Origin of the sequence: Natronorubrum daqingense (assembly GCF_001971705.1) — an archaeon.
Lineage (GTDB): Archaea > Halobacteriota > Halobacteria > Halobacteriales > Natrialbaceae > Natronorubrum > Natronorubrum daqingense.
In genome coordinates this window covers 2,376,622-2,392,495 of sequence record NZ_CP019327.1, presented here as the reverse complement: position 1 = coordinate 2,392,495, position 15,874 = coordinate 2,376,622, and the positions used below count along the sequence as shown (strand labels likewise).

Annotated in this window: 14 protein-coding genes; 6 read left to right on the top strand and 8 right to left on the bottom strand. The window is 60.4% G+C overall.

Going from position 1 to position 15,874, the window contains the following annotated elements:
* The first annotated feature begins 412 nt into the window (after positions 1–412).
* Genes BB347_RS11580 through BB347_RS11570 form a run of 3 tightly spaced genes read left to right on the top strand, consistent with a single transcriptional unit; the run spans position 413 to position 2,978 of the window.
* Positions 413–1,408, top strand: a complete 996-nt coding sequence (locus BB347_RS11580; protein WP_076581584.1) for a hypothetical protein — start codon at positions 413–415, stop codon at positions 1,406–1,408.
* Positions 1,405–1,824 carry an OB-fold domain-containing protein gene (locus BB347_RS11575; RefSeq protein ID WP_139327010.1) on the top strand — a complete coding sequence of 140 codons (420 nt, stop codon included), beginning with the start codon at positions 1,405–1,407 and terminating at the stop codon, positions 1,822–1,824. The genes BB347_RS11580 and BB347_RS11575 overlap by 4 nt, the downstream gene beginning before the upstream one ends.
* Entirely contained in the window at positions 1,821–2,978 is a 1,158-nt protein-coding gene (locus BB347_RS11570; RefSeq protein WP_076581581.1) for a thiolase family protein, read from the top strand. Before BB347_RS11575 ends, BB347_RS11570 begins: the two co-directional genes overlap by 4 nt.
* A gap of 39 nt (positions 2,979–3,017) precedes the next feature.
* On the opposite strand, the gene BB347_RS11565 is transcribed toward BB347_RS11570, so the two are convergent.
* The 6 genes from BB347_RS11565 to BB347_RS11540 all read right to left on the bottom strand — a co-directional run bounded on the left by BB347_RS11565 (position 3,018) and on the right by BB347_RS11540 (position 10,069).
* Positions 3,018–3,878: an alpha/beta fold hydrolase gene (locus BB347_RS11565; RefSeq protein WP_076581579.1), complete on the bottom strand. Its 861-nt coding sequence runs from the start codon at positions 3,876–3,878 to the stop codon at positions 3,018–3,020.
* 106 nt (positions 3,879–3,984) lie between these two features.
* Complete coding sequence (locus BB347_RS11560; RefSeq protein WP_076581577.1) at positions 3,985–4,572, bottom strand: flavin reductase family protein; 588 nt, start codon at positions 4,570–4,572, stop codon at positions 3,985–3,987.
* A gap of 60 nt (positions 4,573–4,632) precedes the next feature.
* Positions 4,633–6,255: an acyl-CoA synthetase gene (locus tag BB347_RS11555; protein ID WP_076581576.1), complete on the bottom strand. Its 1,623-nt coding sequence runs from the start codon at positions 6,253–6,255 to the stop codon at positions 4,633–4,635.
* 83 nt (positions 6,256–6,338) lie between these two features.
* The gene (locus BB347_RS11550; protein ID WP_083687744.1) at positions 6,339–7,697 is read right to left on the bottom strand and encodes an ABC transporter substrate-binding protein; all 1,359 of its coding nucleotides are present in this window, start codon (positions 7,695–7,697) and stop codon (positions 6,339–6,341) included.
* 57 nt (positions 7,698–7,754) lie between these two features.
* Positions 7,755–8,921: an acyl-CoA dehydrogenase family protein gene (locus BB347_RS11545; RefSeq protein WP_076581574.1), complete on the bottom strand. Its 1,167-nt coding sequence runs from the start codon at positions 8,919–8,921 to the stop codon at positions 7,755–7,757.
* A 74-nt stretch (positions 8,922–8,995) separates the two neighbouring features.
* Positions 8,996–10,069 (bottom strand): ABC transporter substrate-binding protein, encoded by a 1,074-nt coding sequence (locus BB347_RS11540; protein ID WP_083687749.1) that lies wholly within the window; start codon positions 10,067–10,069, stop codon positions 8,996–8,998.
* A gap of 323 nt (positions 10,070–10,392) precedes the next feature.
* Here BB347_RS11540 and BB347_RS11535 point away from each other — a divergent pair, with 323 nt between their 5' ends.
* From BB347_RS11535 to BB347_RS11525, 3 genes are all read left to right on the top strand, one after another.
* Complete coding sequence (locus BB347_RS11535; RefSeq protein ID WP_076581573.1) at positions 10,393–11,490, top strand: amidohydrolase family protein; 1,098 nt, start codon at positions 10,393–10,395, stop codon at positions 11,488–11,490.
* Positions 11,490–11,867 (top strand): metal-sulfur cluster assembly factor, encoded by a 378-nt coding sequence (locus BB347_RS11530; RefSeq protein WP_076581571.1) that lies wholly within the window; start codon positions 11,490–11,492, stop codon positions 11,865–11,867. The genes BB347_RS11535 and BB347_RS11530 overlap by 1 nt, the downstream gene beginning before the upstream one ends.
* Before the next feature lie 87 nt (positions 11,868–11,954).
* Entirely contained in the window at positions 11,955–13,532 is a 1,578-nt protein-coding gene (locus BB347_RS11525; protein ID WP_076581569.1) for a class I adenylate-forming enzyme family protein, read from the top strand.
* Here the strand turns inward: BB347_RS11525 and BB347_RS11520 are convergent, their stop codons facing one another.
* Entirely contained in the window at positions 13,533–14,759 is a 1,227-nt protein-coding gene (locus tag BB347_RS11520; RefSeq protein WP_076581568.1) for an acyl-CoA dehydrogenase family protein, read from the bottom strand. It abuts the gene before it with no gap.
* Positions 14,760–14,845: 86 nt separating this feature from the next.
* Complete coding sequence (locus tag BB347_RS11515; protein ID WP_076581566.1) at positions 14,846–15,844, bottom strand: TIGR04024 family LLM class F420-dependent oxidoreductase; 999 nt, start codon at positions 15,842–15,844, stop codon at positions 14,846–14,848.
* Positions 15,845–15,874 lie beyond the last annotated feature (30 nt).

The window sequence follows — 15,874 nt, the reverse complement described above, 5'->3', positions numbered from 1 at the left end:
GTTTCGTTATACAATATGGCTACCTGCGCCTTTTCTCTCACACCTAATCCGCCTAACTCGTCCCCTTGATTAACACCCTAAGGGCGTTATTCATGAGTGCGGTTCTGTTACTGTCGCATGTGAACATGACTCATTGGTGTTGCGTTTCTCTCGGCCGGAGGACGTGTTTCGACGGCCGACAACGACACTGGTCGCGTTTGCGACACTGAAACGGTGAACGGCTCTCTCCGACTACCGAATCCGCCGACTCACTCCGACATCGACTCTCTCGGCGCGGATTTTCGAACCGGAAGCGATCTGTCGAAATACGACCACGAAGTTGAGCTTTCGACCACCCGTACACTTATCATGTCGGTTGTCGACACACCACTTGCTAACTGTCCCATGCTCTCTCAACAGAGGTGTCGATCCGATGGTTGTAATTGACGGTACTGGCGGGTACGTTCCGCTGTACCGAATCGATCGTCGCGATATTGCCGACCAACACGGCGGTCGCGGTCGCGGCGAGAGCGCGGTTCCCGCTCGCGACGAAAACCACGTGACGATGGCGAGTGAGGCGATGACGACTGCGCTCGACCGATCGGCGGCGACGGCCGACGACGTCACAGCTGTGTTCACGGCCAGTGTCAGCGACCGATTCGCCGAACACGGTATCGCTGCCCAGATCGCGTACAGGGCCGGTCTGTCGAGCGACGTACGAACCGGGGATTTCCAAGCTAGCGGCCGTGCGGCGGCCGACGCGCTGGCGACGGCAACCGAGTACGTTCGCGCGACCGGCGCCCCCGTCGTCGTCGCGGCGGTCGACGTCATGCCAGTCGAACCCGGCGGGGACGATGAATCGACGATGGGCGCCGGCGCTGGCGCACTCGTTCTCCGACCAGATAGTGACGACCCGATGGCGACGATCGACGCGGTCGGCCAGGCGACGACGGGCTTTCTCGAGCGCCATCGTGAACACGGCGAGTCGGCCACTGCCGGCGATGCTCGATTCGAGCGGCGCAAAGGAGTCACGCCGGCGGTCTCGACGGCATTCGATCGAGTCGACACCGACGGAGAACTCGAGTACGGCGTTGCCAGCGCACCCGGGTTCCGACTCGCTCGAGCGGCGCTCGAGCCGATCGACGCCGAACGCGTCTCGACGTGGAACGAAGTCGGGTACGCGGGAACGGCGACGCTGTTGCTCGATCTGTGTCACGCGATCGAGTCCGTCGACGCCGGTTCGACGATCGGTGCGGTCGCCTACGGGCAAGGCGGTGCCGACGCGTTCGTCGTTTCGGTTGCAGATGGCGCGAGCAACCTCGACGGGTTGACCGTCGCGGAGCAACTCGAGGCCAAGGAGTACGTTCCGTACGTCAAGCATCTCGAATACCGCGAGCGATACGACTACCAGGGAGTGCCAAACGCATGAGCGGACCACGATATAATCGAACCAGACGACAGGACCAGCGACTGGTGGCCTTCGAGTGCCAGTCGTGTGACTACGTCTCGTTTCCCGACGAAAAACGGACGTGCAAACGCTGTGGCGACGCACCGGCGACCTTCGAGGAGGTACAGCTTGCCGAACGAGGCGAAATACAGACCTTCGTCGTCCAGGAGTACCTCCCCGACGACATCGAAGTGCCACAACCGCTGGCGATCGTCGACCTGCCACAGGCGGACGGCTCGGGCGAATCCGCTCGCGTCTACGGGTTGTTGACCGAAACGGAACTCGAGGAACTGTCGGTCGGGACCGAGGTCGTCGCCCGGTTCCGTGAACTGTTCGACGACGGCGAGCGGCCGATCAACTCCTTCAAGTTCTCGGTCCCTCGCGAGGTGAAACGATGACCGACGCACACGTCGTGGGATCGGGTATCGTCGACTTCGGCGAGAAGTACGAGTGGTCGTTCGACGATCTCCTCGAGGGGGCGTACCTCGATCTCGTCGAAAGCGTCGATCACGGTATCAACCCGACGGCCGACATCGACGCGATCTGGTACGGCACCCTCGATATCGCGAACGAGGGATCCTCGGGCGCGGCCGTTGCCCACGCAACCGGCCTCTTCGAGAAGCCGGCGACCCAGATCGTCAACGCCTGTGCGACCGGCAGCGACGCGTTCCGGAACGCCGTCCAGGCCGTCAAGGCCGGCGACATCGAGGTTGCACTCGTCATCGGCGCGGAGAAGATGCTCGATTCGACGGAGGGACTCATCGGCGGCGCCGCCCTCGAGCGCCTCTGGCGCGGGCGGGGCGTGACGATGCCGGCGTTTTTCGGCATGCGAGCGACTCGGCACATGGAGCAGTACGACACCACCCGCGAGCAAATCGCGGAGGTGTCCGTCAAGAACCACGAGAACGGAACGAAATACCCCCACGCCCACCAGCAGTTCGAGTGCTCGGTCGACGACGTTATGGAATCAGCGACAGTGTCGTACCCGCTCAACCTCTACGACTGCTGTCCCGTGACCGACGGCGCGTGTGCGGTGCTCGTGACCAACGACGAGCGTTCCCGCGAGTTTACCGACGCGCCGGTTCGAGTCGCCGGCTACGGCTTCTCGACGGACTCGTTCATGCGCGGCGACGACCTGGCGCTGACGAACTTCCCGGCCTCGAGGCAGGCCTCGAGTATGGCCTACGAGCGGTCGGGCTACGGCCCCGACGATGTCGACGTCGCCGAGGTCCACGACTGCTTCTCGATCACCGAACTGATCACCTACGAGGACCTCGGGTTCTGCGAGCAGGGGGAGGCGGGTGCCTTCATCGACGAGGGCATTCCACATCTCGACGGCGAAAAGCCGGTGAACCCCTCCGGCGGCCTCCTCTCGAAGGGCCATCCGATCGGTGCAACCGGCGTCGCACAGATTGCCGAAATCTTCGAACAGCTTCGGGGCGACGCTGGCGACGTGCAGGTCCCCGACGCCGAGGTCGGCCTCCAGCACAACATCGGGATCGGTCGCAACGCGACCGGAGCGGTGTCCTGTGTGAACGTTCTGGAGCGGTAGTCGGCGCGACTCCGCTTTCCGTGTCGTCTTTGCCCTGACCTATGTTGTCGCGGTCTCGAGAAACGACTGTACTCGTTCGACGAAGTACTCCGGACGCTCCTCAGGAATCCAGTGACCGGCATTCTCGAGGACCTCCCCCTCGACGTCGGTCGCGACCGCGTTCATGTCCTCGATCGGAAGGCTGCGAAACGACGCCTCACCGCCGAGTGCGAGCACGGGCATCTCGAGGGGCGTTTCGGCGTGAGCTGCGTTGTTCTCGACGTCGTCGTCGTACGCACGGTAGTATTCGAAGCCCCCGCGAAGTCCGCCGGGTTGGGAGTAACAGCGAACGTACTCGTCTCGGGCGTCGGAATCGATCGCGGCGGGGTCGTACGCGCCCTTCTTGTAGAACCACTCGAGGTACAGCCGTTCCCGACCGGCGACGAGTCGCTCCGGTAAGTCCCGAACGCCGTGAAAACGCGTGTGCCAGAAGTGACGCTTTTCGTCTTCGCGGATGCCCGGCAGCCCCGCCTCGAGGACGCACAGCGCCGCGACTTCGTCTCGATACTGGGCCGCGTACGCGTAGGCCGTCGGCATCCCCCAGTCGTGCCCGACGAGCGCGATCCGTTCGTCACCGTGCCCGAGTGCGTGGACGAGTTCCCGAATATCCGTCGCGACGGTGTCCTTGTCGTACCCTGACAGCGGCGTCGTTGAATCACCCATCCCACGAAGATCGGGCGCAATCACGGTGTATTCGCTGGCGAACGCCGGAATGACCTCCCGCCACTCGTACCAGGTCTGGGGCCAGCCGTGGAGCAAGACTAGCGGCGGGCCCGACCCGGCGGTTACGTAGTGTATCGAAACGTCGTTGACGCGCTCCGTTCCGTGCGCTCCCTCGTCGATTCCGTTCGACCCAGTCATATGTAATTGTTATCACGATAATAGTTCACTCTTTGCATTCTGGGGTCGGATTCGGCCGACGGCTCATCGCGGCGATTCTGGCCAAGTCCGCGGCCTCGAGCGAGGATTAGTCCGGTCGCTCCATCTCGAATCGATTGTCGATCCTGTCGTAGGATCCACCGGAGAGTCGACCGACGATGTCGAGTTTCGACGTGTCGACTTTTCCGTTCGTGGTGACGTCGTCGCGGACGTAGACCGAAACGACTTCTCCCAAGACGAGCGAACTCGAGCCGACGTCGAGAACGTCGTGTAATTCGCATTCGAAGGCGGCGGCCACCCCCGCGACTCGAGGCGGCTCGACGACCGCAGCGGCTTCTCGCTCGAGATCCGCGTCGTCGAACTCGCTCTCGGACGACGGCAGTTCGACGCTCGTCTGATTCATCGCGTCGGCGAACTCGTTGGTGACGAGATTGACGACGAACTCTTCGGTTTCTCGGACGTTGACCGTCGTATCCGTGAGGCCGTCAGGTCTGTCGATCGGGGAGAACATGAGGATCGGCGGATCGACGCTGACGGCGTTGAAGAAGCTGTAGGGGGCGAGGTTGTCGACGCCTGCGTGGCTGCGGGTACTGATCCAGCCGATTGGGCGGGGAACGACGAGCCCGGTCAGGGTTCGGTACATCGAGTGGGTGCCATCGCGTGGGTCGATCTGCATCGGTGATCGTACCTCGATCCTCGAGAAAAGAAGCCAAACGAGTTTCGGTTCGCAGGCCGGTCAGTCCGAGAGTTCGGCGCGTTTGATCTTCCCGCTCGCTGTTTTCGGGAGTTCACCGATGAATTCGATTTCGCGTGGATACTCGTGTTTCGAGAGTTCTTCTCTGGCGAAGTTGCTGAGTTCGTCCTCGAGTTCTAGCGACGGCTCGTACTCGCCGACGAGGGTCACGTACGCTGCGACGAGTTTGCCGCGGGTTTCGTCGTCCTTGCCGACGACTGCGGCTTCCTCTACCGCGGGGTGGTTCAACAGCGTCTCCTCGACTTCTTCGGGACCGATGCGATAGCCCGAGGAGATAATGACGTTGTCAGCGCGACTCACGTACCAGAAGTAGTCGTCTTCGTCTCGTCTGGCGAGATCGCCGGTTCGAAGCCACTGGCCGGTAAACGTTTCGAGGGTCTTCTCGGGACGCCCCCAGTACGACCCGGTCGGGGATTCGGTGCGTTTGATCGCGATCTCGCCGACCTCTCCCTGTTCGACTTCGTTCCCGTCTTCGTCCAGTAGCGTAACCTCCGCGCCGGGAAGGACTCTTCCCATGCTGCCAGGTTTGACCTCCCAATCGTCGAACGCGTAGTTACAGACGACCATCCCGCCCTCCGTGAGACCGTAGGAGTCCTGTGGCGGCGCGCCGAGTCCCTCCTCACACCAGTCGACGGTGTCCTGATCGAGTGCCTCCCCCGCCGAGATCAACACCCGGAGATCGATATCGTACTCGCTCAGATCGATCCCGGCGGCTCGAGACTGGCGGAGTGCCGTCGGCGGAATCATCGCGTTGTCGACGCCCCACTGCTCGAGGGTCTCGAAGAACGTGTGAGGGTTGAACTGTCCGCGATAGCAACCGATCGCCGTCCCGCGGATTCCGGACATGATCGTGCCCATGTTGAGCCCGTACGACCACGAGGGCGATGCGGCAACGAGGTAGACGTCGTCGGGACGCAAGTTGACGACGTACTCGGTGTATGCATAGAGTTCGACGGGCCCTCGGTGTGGACTGAGCACGCCCTTCGGCGAACCCGTCGTTCCGGAGGTGTACGTGAGGGTGAACGGGTCGTCTGGGTGTGTCTCGACGGCGTCGAAGTCGTCGTCGTGATTCCGAACGACGTCGTAGCTGTCGACGGCTACCGAACCGTCGACGGATCCACCGTCTACGGTGACGATCCGATCGAGTGCAGGCAAGTCAGAATCGACGATTTCACAGCCGCTCTCGGTCGTAAACAGGACCGACGCTCGCGAGTCCTCGAGCCGATAGTTCAGCGCGTCCGGTCCGAAGACGGGAGCCAACGGAAGGTAGATTCTGCCGGCTTTGATCGTCCCGAAGACGACTGCGTACAGCTCGAACTGGGTGGGGAGTTTCGCGCCAATTCGGGCACCGCTGTCCGTGTGTTCGAGCAAGTAGTTCGCAACCCGGTTTGCAGCGGCGTCGAGTTCGGCGAACGTGTACGTCTCCGTCTCGCCGCTCTCGAAGTCACGGATTCGGAGGCCGACCTCGTCCGACTCACTGTGGCGGCCGAGCGCTTCGGTCCCAATGTTGAACGACTGCCGGTCGCCAACGTGTGCGTGTTCCTCCCAACCGGCTTCGTCGTCGTACAGAGTGGCTACCGCTTCGTATGCATCCTTGAATGGCATACGTTGACAATTACCTGTCTATCGGTATAGAGTTTTTGTTCAACACGATCGTCGTCGGGATGATTCAGTCGAGTCATCGGATCTCAGTAATTCGCAGCCGCTTTGACGTCTTCGAACCGTCGCTCGAGTTCGTCCATCCCCCACTCGTAGACGTCCTCAGGATCCTCTTCTTCGACGATGAGTCGGTTGATCATCTGGGCGTCGATGTCGAACGAGAGCAATCCGAGCGTCTCCGGCGTCGTCGGACTCTCCGGATCCGATACCTGCGGTGCAATCTCCTGGAGGAGATACTCGTTGCGCTCGAGGAAGTAGCCATCGTCGATCTGGAACACGTCGGCACTGCGGTACTCCTCGTGCTCGAGAATCGATTCGTACGGTGGCAGGAATCGCATCGGCTCCATCAAACTGACTTCGATGTGTCGGTCGGGACCGTACATGTACCGATTGAAGTCTTTCGCCCCGTCGGTGTGGGTCGCGCCCTCGAGTACCGGCGCACCGGTCATCGTTACGAAGCCGCGAACGTCCGGATCGACGCCCTCTCGGTGGGGCACGACTTCTTGTTTCGTGTTGAGCGCAACCTCCTCTGCACCGGCTTCGTAGGCCGCCGAACAGACCCACGCGTTGAGCATGATACACTGGCCGAGACGGCCGCTTGCCCAGTACTCGATCGTCGTGCCATAATCCAGACTCGCCGGGTCCGGCGAGTACTGTTCGAGTTCCTGGAGCAACTCGAAAACGGCCAGGACGTCGTCTTCCTCGTAGACTAACTCGACTTCGTCGTCACTATTCCATCGAAACCGGTCGCCACCGGCGTTCACGAGCCAACACGAAAAGTCGGCGTCCGGTTTTCCTTCCGGACCGGCTGAGAGCCCGAATCCGCGGACGTCGTTGTCCATCTCGTCTATCGCTTGGGCGTTCTCGAGGAGGTCGTCCCACGTTTCGGGAACCTCGAGATCGAGTTCGTCGTACAGGTCTTCACGATACTGTAGACACCCGATGTACGGGCCGTGTGGAATATTTACGATCTGGTCGTCGATCGGCTCGAGGAGGTATTTGAACACCGGCTCGCCCCACTCGTCTTCGAGGTCCTCGAGCACGTCGTCGACGTCGGCGAGTTGTCCCTGATTGACCAGGTCGCCGATTTCGGGGAGGCTCGCGTGGAAGATTCCCGGTGGATCCTGTGCCTGCATCAACGTCGCGAGTCGCTGTCGCCCGACTTCGTCGAGACCCGTGTACTCGTGTTCGACGGGGAGCCCGTACTCCTCCTCGTAGCCGGGAATGAGGTTGTTCTCCCAATACTCCTGCCATTCGTCGCTCGAGAGGTCGGTGAGTATGTGCAGTTCGTCGTCGTCGGAGCCGCCGACGCACCCGGCGACGAGACCTGCTCCAGCAACACCGATCCCTCCGAGTGCGCCTCGGCGTGTAATGTTACCGTCTAACATGATCTAGCGGATAACACGACAGGTGATAAAACAGTTCTCCCGATTGATCTCGTCGATCTAGTACGATCGAGGAAGTCCGAGACGATGCTCTGCGATGTGGTTTTTCGCCATCTCGTTCGACACTGGCACGGTCTGTGTGAGACGCGAATTTTGCCAGATTTTGTACACCTCGTACTCTTTCGTGAATCCGTTCCCGCCGTGGGTCTGAATCGCTCGAGACGCCGCTTCGGTGCTGAACTCACTCGTCAGGAGTTTCGCGGCGTTGGTCTCTACGCTGCAGTCCTCGCCGGAATCCCACTTCGAGGCGGCGCTATAGGTGAGTTCTCGAGCGGCCAGGAGTTTGGCGTAGGACTCGGCGAGTGGGTGTTGGATCGACTGGTGGGAACCGATGGGTTGTCCGAAGACGTCACGGTCGTTCGCGTATTCGACTGCGAGGTCGATCGCGCGCAGTCCGCCCCCGAGCGCGCTTGCTGCACCGGCGATGCGTTCGGTATTGAGGGTGTCGAACATGAGTTTGAACCCGTCGTCGACGGTTCCGAGAATGTCGTCTTCGTGTACGCGGAGGCCGTCGATAGAGACCTGATACTGGTGTTCGAACCACGGCACCGCCGTGTCGAGCGTCGACAGCGAAACCGCGTCACGTTCGGCGGGTTCCGAGATCAGAAACAGCGTACCGCCGTGGGCCGGGTTCGATGGATCGAACGGTGACGTCCGGGCGACCAACAACATCTCGTCCGCGGTTTCGACGCTACTGATGAACGTCTTTTCGCCGTGGATGACGAACTCGTCTCCATCGCGCTCGGCGGTCGTCTCGATCGAGAGGGTATTCGTTCCCGCGTTCGCCTCGGTCAGCCCCATACAGAATTTCATATCGCCGTCGACGATCTGGGGGAGGTACGTCGACTTCTGTTCGTCCGTCCCGTGGCGTTGGATGCTGATCCCGCCGAATACCGGCGTGAGGATGAAGATGATACCACCCTGCCCGCCGCCGCGCGCCAACTCTTCGATGACGATGGCCATTTCGTGCATCCCCATTCCCTCGCCGCCGTACTCCTCGTCGATCGCCACGCCGAGCCATCCGTTGCCCGCGAGTGCCTCCCAGTACTCCTCGGGGAATCGTTTTTCTTCGACGTGTTCGCGCCAGTACGTCGGATCGAAATCAGCGGCGAGGTCCTGGACTGAGTTACGGATCAACTCGTGAATGTCAGTTTTGCGGGTCGGCATACACGGTATTCACCGCACCCATCAATAAATCAACCACATTTCGTCGCTGTTAGGTCTCGCTCTGGGCAACTCGATCAGATGGATTTGATTTCCGCGTGAAGCGATTCGAGTTCTGCTTGTACTGGAACGATTTCGTCCCAGTCGAACCACAACACGTCGTCCGGGTGATCCGTATAATCGTGGCGCTCGGTAATCTCGTCGGGCGGATCCTCGAGTTGCACCGGATACCGATGACCGAGCGTTAATTCGACGGCGTTCTCGCGTTCGTAGAGGAAGTTGAGAAGGTCGTAGACGTCCTCTTTCATCTCACTTTCATCGACGACAGTGAAGGCGGTCGAATAGGTCAAACAACCCTCTTCGGGGATAACGTAATCGACGGGGTGTCCCTCCTCGACGAGGTTTTCGGTACGGCCACCCCAACCTTCGACCAGATGCGCCTGCTCTTCGCGAAGCAGACGCATCCACTCGTCGCCCGCCACCCAGTAATTGAAGGTGTTTTGGTGGAACTCCTCCATCTCGCTTGCAACCTCGTCCCAGAGATCGTCGTCGTTGACCGCCTCGGCCGGATCGATATCGAGGAGTGCACTGGTATTCGCGAATCTGGTAACCGCGTTGTCGTGTAACGTCACCGTGCCCTCGTGTTCGGGTTCCATGATGTCTTCCCACGACGTCGGTTCAGCGTGTTCGGTACTGTACGCGATTCCCTGTGAGTTATTGTAGTAGAACGTTCCGAGGTCGTGCCCCTCGAGAAACGGTGCGTCTTGCCAGGAATCTTTGATATTGTCGTAGTTCGGAATCTCTCCGTAGTCGATTGTAGCGAACAGTTCGCCGTCGTACTCGAGACGATGTTCGGAGAAGGCCGCGGGCACGAGATTGGTGAAGTCGAACTCCTCCGGACTCGCTGCGATGAGTTCGAGGATCTCACTATCGTCGCTCACCTCCTGGTGTGTAACGTCGACTCCGCTCTCTTCGGACCACTCCTCCATGACTTCACGTTCTGACTCCTGGGTGATTCCACCGCGACTGATATACGAGAGCGTGTCTCCGCCACCACCGATACACCCCGCGAGGATGGCCGTGCTCGCGATCGTTCCCGTTCGTAATACGTCTCGTCGTGACACTGTTTGTGAATCGCTATCATCCGCCATATGTCCGTAGTACATCACGCAGTAGTACATAAATCCATTCGCCGTCATCACCCCTAATTGCGTATTTCTGGTGGATAATGAGCGAATCGAATCCGCTTTTCTCGAGTTGCGGTGGCTTCGAAGGGAGGGACTGTACTGCTACTACCGAACGGTTGTCGAGCGAGCAGATATGGCCTAGTCGACAGGCCATTGGTACTAGTTACAACTAGACAACAGATTTTTGACGGGCGACGTGGTGGGTGGTGTTGTATGGTAACTAATAACAATGGTTCTGTTGGAGTGCCGATCGAACGGAATGGACGCAACGAATTGGAGGTGTGGCTATGCTAGACCTCGAGGAGACGTTCATCTACGACTCCATTACGCACGCCTACAACATGGCCCCCTCGAACTATCGGAACGAGCAACACGCCGAAGGCATCACGGAGATGCTCTACGGCACCGTCGACGGGATCATGACCGAGGAGTACCGTCTCGAGCCCGAGGCGTTCGTTCGGGACTGGGGCGTCGAGGAGACGGCGAACATGCTGTTCCGGGAGAGCTATACGGATATGTCGACGTTTCATCCCGTCCCGATGTACGCGTTTCACGACGGCCTCGTCGCCAACGAGAAAGCCGGTACCGTCGTCGACCGGTGGCCCGACCGATTCCGATCGTACGCCGCCGTCGACCCGCTCCGAGACGGGTGGGAGGAGACGCTCGAGGAGCAAGTCGACGCCTTCGATCCGATCGGCGTCAAACTCTATCCCTCCCACTGGAGTGCGGACCATCACGAGGGGTGGAGCATGGGCGACCCCGACGTGGCGTTTCCGGTATTCGAAAAGGCGGCCGACCTCGGTATCGACCTCATCGACATCCACAAGGCGATTCCGTTCGGCCCGGTGCCTCGCGGACCGTACCACCCGCGGGACGTCGACGTCGCCGCCGAGAGTTTTCCGGACCTCACGTTCAGCATCGTCCACGGCGGGTTCGCGTTTACCGAGGAAACCGCCTGGCAACTGGCACGATTCCCGAACGTCTACGTCAATCTGGAGGGAATACCGCCGATCTTGCTCGGCAACGAGCGCCGATTCGCCGAAATACTTGCCGAACTGATCAGCATGCTCGGCGAGGACGGGATGGATCGACTGTTCTGGAGTTCAGGTGCGATGTCCGTTCACCCGAAACCGCAACTCGAGGCGTTTCGTGACTTCGAGTTCCCGGACGACGTTCGGAAGAACACGAGTGCGATGGGCGAACTTCCACAGATTACCGACGAGCACAAACGAAAGATTCTGGGAGAGAACTACGCCGACCTCATCGGACTGGATATCGACGAGGCGAAGTCGCGGATCACGGACGACGAGTTCGCTCGGTATCGAGCCGACAACGGACTCGCCGACCCGTACTCGACGACGGCCGTCCCCGAGGAGGTGGCCTGATGGACGACGATCGGATTCTCGAGCGACTCGACGAGATCGTCGACCCGTGCAGCGCGGCTAACGGAACCGATCTGAGCATCGTCTCGATGGGACTAATCGAGGAAATCGATATCGACGGTGGCCACGTCACCGTCTCGATGCACCTGACGACGCCGTTTTGCATGCAGATCCCGTTTTTTATCGACGAAGTCGAGGATCGAGTCGGCTCACTCGAGGGCGTCGAGTCCGTCACGCTCGAGACTGACTCGGGAATCGAGTGGAGCCAGGACATGATGTCCGAAGACGCCTGTCGGAAACGCGAGCAGCGAACGCAGGCCCGCGCGGACCGATATCGCGAAACCGCCAGCGATCGTCCTCTCGCTCGGACCGACGGATAGGACGGTTCCTGAACGCCTTCCAGCGGTCGACTCGAGCGCGTTGTATTGACCGTAATGCCTATGATGAAACCCGTGTTTGGAAGTACCATGCAAGGGTTGACGCTGAGCTGGCTCGCGGAGCGAAACGCGTACAAGTTCCCCGAAAAGGAAGCGATCGTACTGACACCCGTCGAGGGGGGTCGAACTGCCATCACAAACGCCACGTTCGACAAACGGATCAATCAGGTCGCAAACGGGCTGCGACGACGCGGCATCGAACGAGGCGACAACGTCGCCGTCTACACGGTGAACTCGATCCCGACGCTCGAGATGTACCTCGGTGCCATGCGAATCGGCGCGTTGCCGGTGCCCATCAACCACCGGTTTCAGGCCGACGAGGTACGGTACGTCCTCGAAGACTCCAACGCGGAGTTGCTCTTCTTCGACGATCACGCTGTAGACATCGTCGACGAAATTTCAACCGACCCAGCGATGCCGGATGAGACGCTGTTCTACGGGAAAGACCGACCCGACTACGCCGACGATTACGTCGACTTCCGTGAACAGTCCGGCACCAACTCCATCGAAATCGTCTCCTCTCGAGTCGACGAGGCGATGTTGATGTACACCTCGGGGACGACCGGCGACCCGAAGGGCTGTCTGCTCACCCACGACAACATCATCCAGATGACGGTCAACGGGATCGTCGAGAAGGCCCTCGAGGGACGCGACGTCAACGTCGACGGACGCGGCCTGATCGTAACGCCGCTGTTTCACATCGCCGCATTCGGAATGTTCGTCAACAACTACTACGCGGGTGCGACGACCGTCCTGATGGACGGGTTCGAACCGAACCGAGTCATGGACGTGATCGAGGAGGAGGCGGTGACCGCCGGTTTCTTCGTCCCGATGATGGCTCGAGCGCTGTTGGCAGTCGACGGGTTCGAAGACTACGACCTTTCGGCGTTCGAAGAGTTTGGAATCGGCGCTGCACCGTCGGGGAGAGAACTCAAAGAGACGATCTCGGAGGCCTTCGACGCCGACTTACAGGAGGCGTTCGGACAGACCGAGATGGCACCGACGACGACGCTTCTCCAGCCGAGTCAGGCGCTCGACCATCCGGACAGCGTCGGCAAACCGGTTCTCAACGTCCTCTTCAAGGTAATCGATCCGAAAACTCGCGAAGAAGTCGAACCCGGTGAGATCGGGCAGGTCTGCTATCGCGGCCCGACGATGTTCAACGGCTACTACGGAATGCCAGAGCGGACCGAGGAAACCTTCGACGACGAGGGATTTTTCGTCTCGGGCGATCTGGTCCGACAGGACGAAGACGGGTTCGTCGAGTTCGTCGGCCGCGCCGATAACATGATCATTACCGGCGGCGAGAACGTCTACCCGGCCGAAATCGAAGAGACGCTTCACGAACATCCGGCCGTCGACGAGGTAGCGATCGTCGGGACACCGGACGATACGTGGGGGGAACGCATCAAGGCCGCAATCGTCCCCATCGACGGAGGGGAGCCCTCGGCCGACGAACTACAGCGCTACGTTGGCGAGCGACTCGCGGATTACAAAAAACCGAGAGAGTTCGTATTTCTCGAGTCGTTACCGCGAAATCCGACCGGAAAAGTGCTCAAAGCGCCTCTCGAGGATGAAGCGGGCGAGATGGTTGGCTGGGAGTCCTGATTACGTTTCTACGCCGTATTGCTTTGCAATCGTGTTGAGCTGAATTTCGTCGGTTCCCTCGACGATCCGCTGGATGCGAGCACGATGGAGGTGGTCCATGTACGGGTTCTCCTCGGCCAGTCCGTTGGCTCCGTGAATCTGAACCACGTCGTCGGCGATGTCCCAGACGGTATTGGTCGCGAACCACTTGAGGATCGACGACTCGGAAATCGCCTGCTCACCCTGATCGAGCATCCACGCGCACTTGAGGCCGACAGTATCGGCTGCGAACGCGTTTGCTCGTCCGCGGGCGATCTTGTGTGAGACGGCTTGGTACTTGCCGATGTTTTCGTCGAAGGCCTCTCGACTGTTGGCGTACTCCGTTGCCTTGTCGAGCAGCCACTCGGCGTGGCCGACCGCCGTTGCGCCGATCTCCACCCGACCGAGGCCCAGAAACGACATGGCGTCGTAGAAGGCAGAATCGACGTTGCCGAGCACGCGGTCTTCGGAGAGTCGAACGTCGTCGAAGTGAACTTCAGCCTGCACTCCTTCCGCCCCGACGGCGTTGTTTAGCGATCCGATATCGTACTCGTCAGGTTCGACGATAAAGCACGTGATGCCTCCGTGCCTGCCGGCTTCCTCCTGTGGGGAGGTCCGTGCGAACACTTGGATAAAGTCGGCGTAGGGCGCGTTCGTGATCCATTGTTTCGTCCCATTGAGTACCCACTCGTCGCCGTCTTTCTCGGCGCGAGTTTCCATGTTCGGCGAGTCAGATCCCACGCCCGGTTCGGTCTGTCCAAACGCCGTCGACTTCTCGCCGCGCATTGCCGGTTTGAGGTACTTCTCGACCTGTTCGCCCTCGGCCTGAGCCAGCAGTGGCTTCGGCCCTTCCGGCCCGGCGAGTACGTTCGTCGATAGCGGGACGTCGGATTTCGCGACGTGTTTGTTCGCTCGATACCAGGTAATCGCAGAGACATCCTCTCCGCCGACGTCCGTGGGCATATTCATCGCGTAGAACCCAGCCTCCGCGCTCTTGCGCCGTATTTCCTGGTGAGCTTCGACGACCTCGTCAGTTAAGCGACCGTTCGGTTCGTGGCCGAGACGTGGGTTGGTCACCGTTTCGCCCAAGTCGTCGGCGATCGGCTGCACCTCTTGTTCGATGAAGTCATCGATACTCTGCAAGATGAGTTCCGTTTCCTGGGCTACTCCGAAAGAGACACCCGGATTACTATCTACTGATTTCGCCATTACCAGCTACACTATTGTCGAAATACCCATATAAAGATCACTGCTAGCTATAGCACTGTTGGCATGACACCACGAGCCATGTCCCGCTACGGTGCGAGTGCTGTCATCGTCTCGTGAATTTCGTCCGTCGTCGCACCACGCGGGAACGAAACGTAAACCGCGTCGACGCCGTCGATCGACTCGAACCTCTCGAGTTGGTCTCGAGCGTCCGCCGGCGTGCCGGCAGCCCCCATCTGCTCGCGAAGTTCGGACTGGACGAGGTCGACCGCGTGGTCGCGTTCGTCTTCTTGCCAGGCGTCGTGGATTTCGTGAGCGAGGTCCTCGTAGCCTTGCCGAACGAGGTTGTCCCGGTAGAACGTCCCCATGCCGCCGATGTAGAAGGCGATATGCTGTGAGACGAGTTCGTTCGCCCGCTCGGGGTCCTCGAGTGCACAGCACCCGACCGACAGCGTAACACGAATGTCCTCCGGATCGCGATCACCCAGTTCGGCACCGCGTTCGAGGTCCTCGAGTCGCTCTTCGACACCGCCTCTGGTGTAGTTGACCGCGTGCCAGCCGTCGGCGAAGCGTCCGACCAGTTCGACCGCTTTCGGGCCGAGCGCCGCTGCGTCGATCGGCGGGGCCGGGTCGGGCGCGTCACACCGCAGTCTGAACCCGTTCAGATCGAAGTACTCGCCGTCGTACTGCACGGGTTCGCCGGTCAGAACCTGCTTGACGATGTCGATCGTCTCCCGTGTTCGCCTGAGCGGATTCCCGAACTCCTGTCCATGCCAGTTCTCGATGACGATCGGCCCGCTCGGGCCAACGCCGAGGCGGAATCGACCGTCAGTGGCCTCCTGCAACGTCGCTGCAGTCTGGCCCAGCAGTGCCGGCGAGCGCGAGTAGACGTTGACGATACTCGTTCCGAGGCCGATCTCGTCGGTTCGTTCTGCGGTCGTGGCGATCGCCGTCACGGCGTCTCGACCCCACGATTCCGGAAACCACGCTCGGTCGTATCCAAGCGCTTCCGCGGTGATCGCCTGATCGACGAGCGCATCGAGCGTCGGCTGTGCGCCGACTGGCAGAAAGACGTCTCGTTCTGTCATACGACAGTATGGTCGTAGACGAGTCGTATA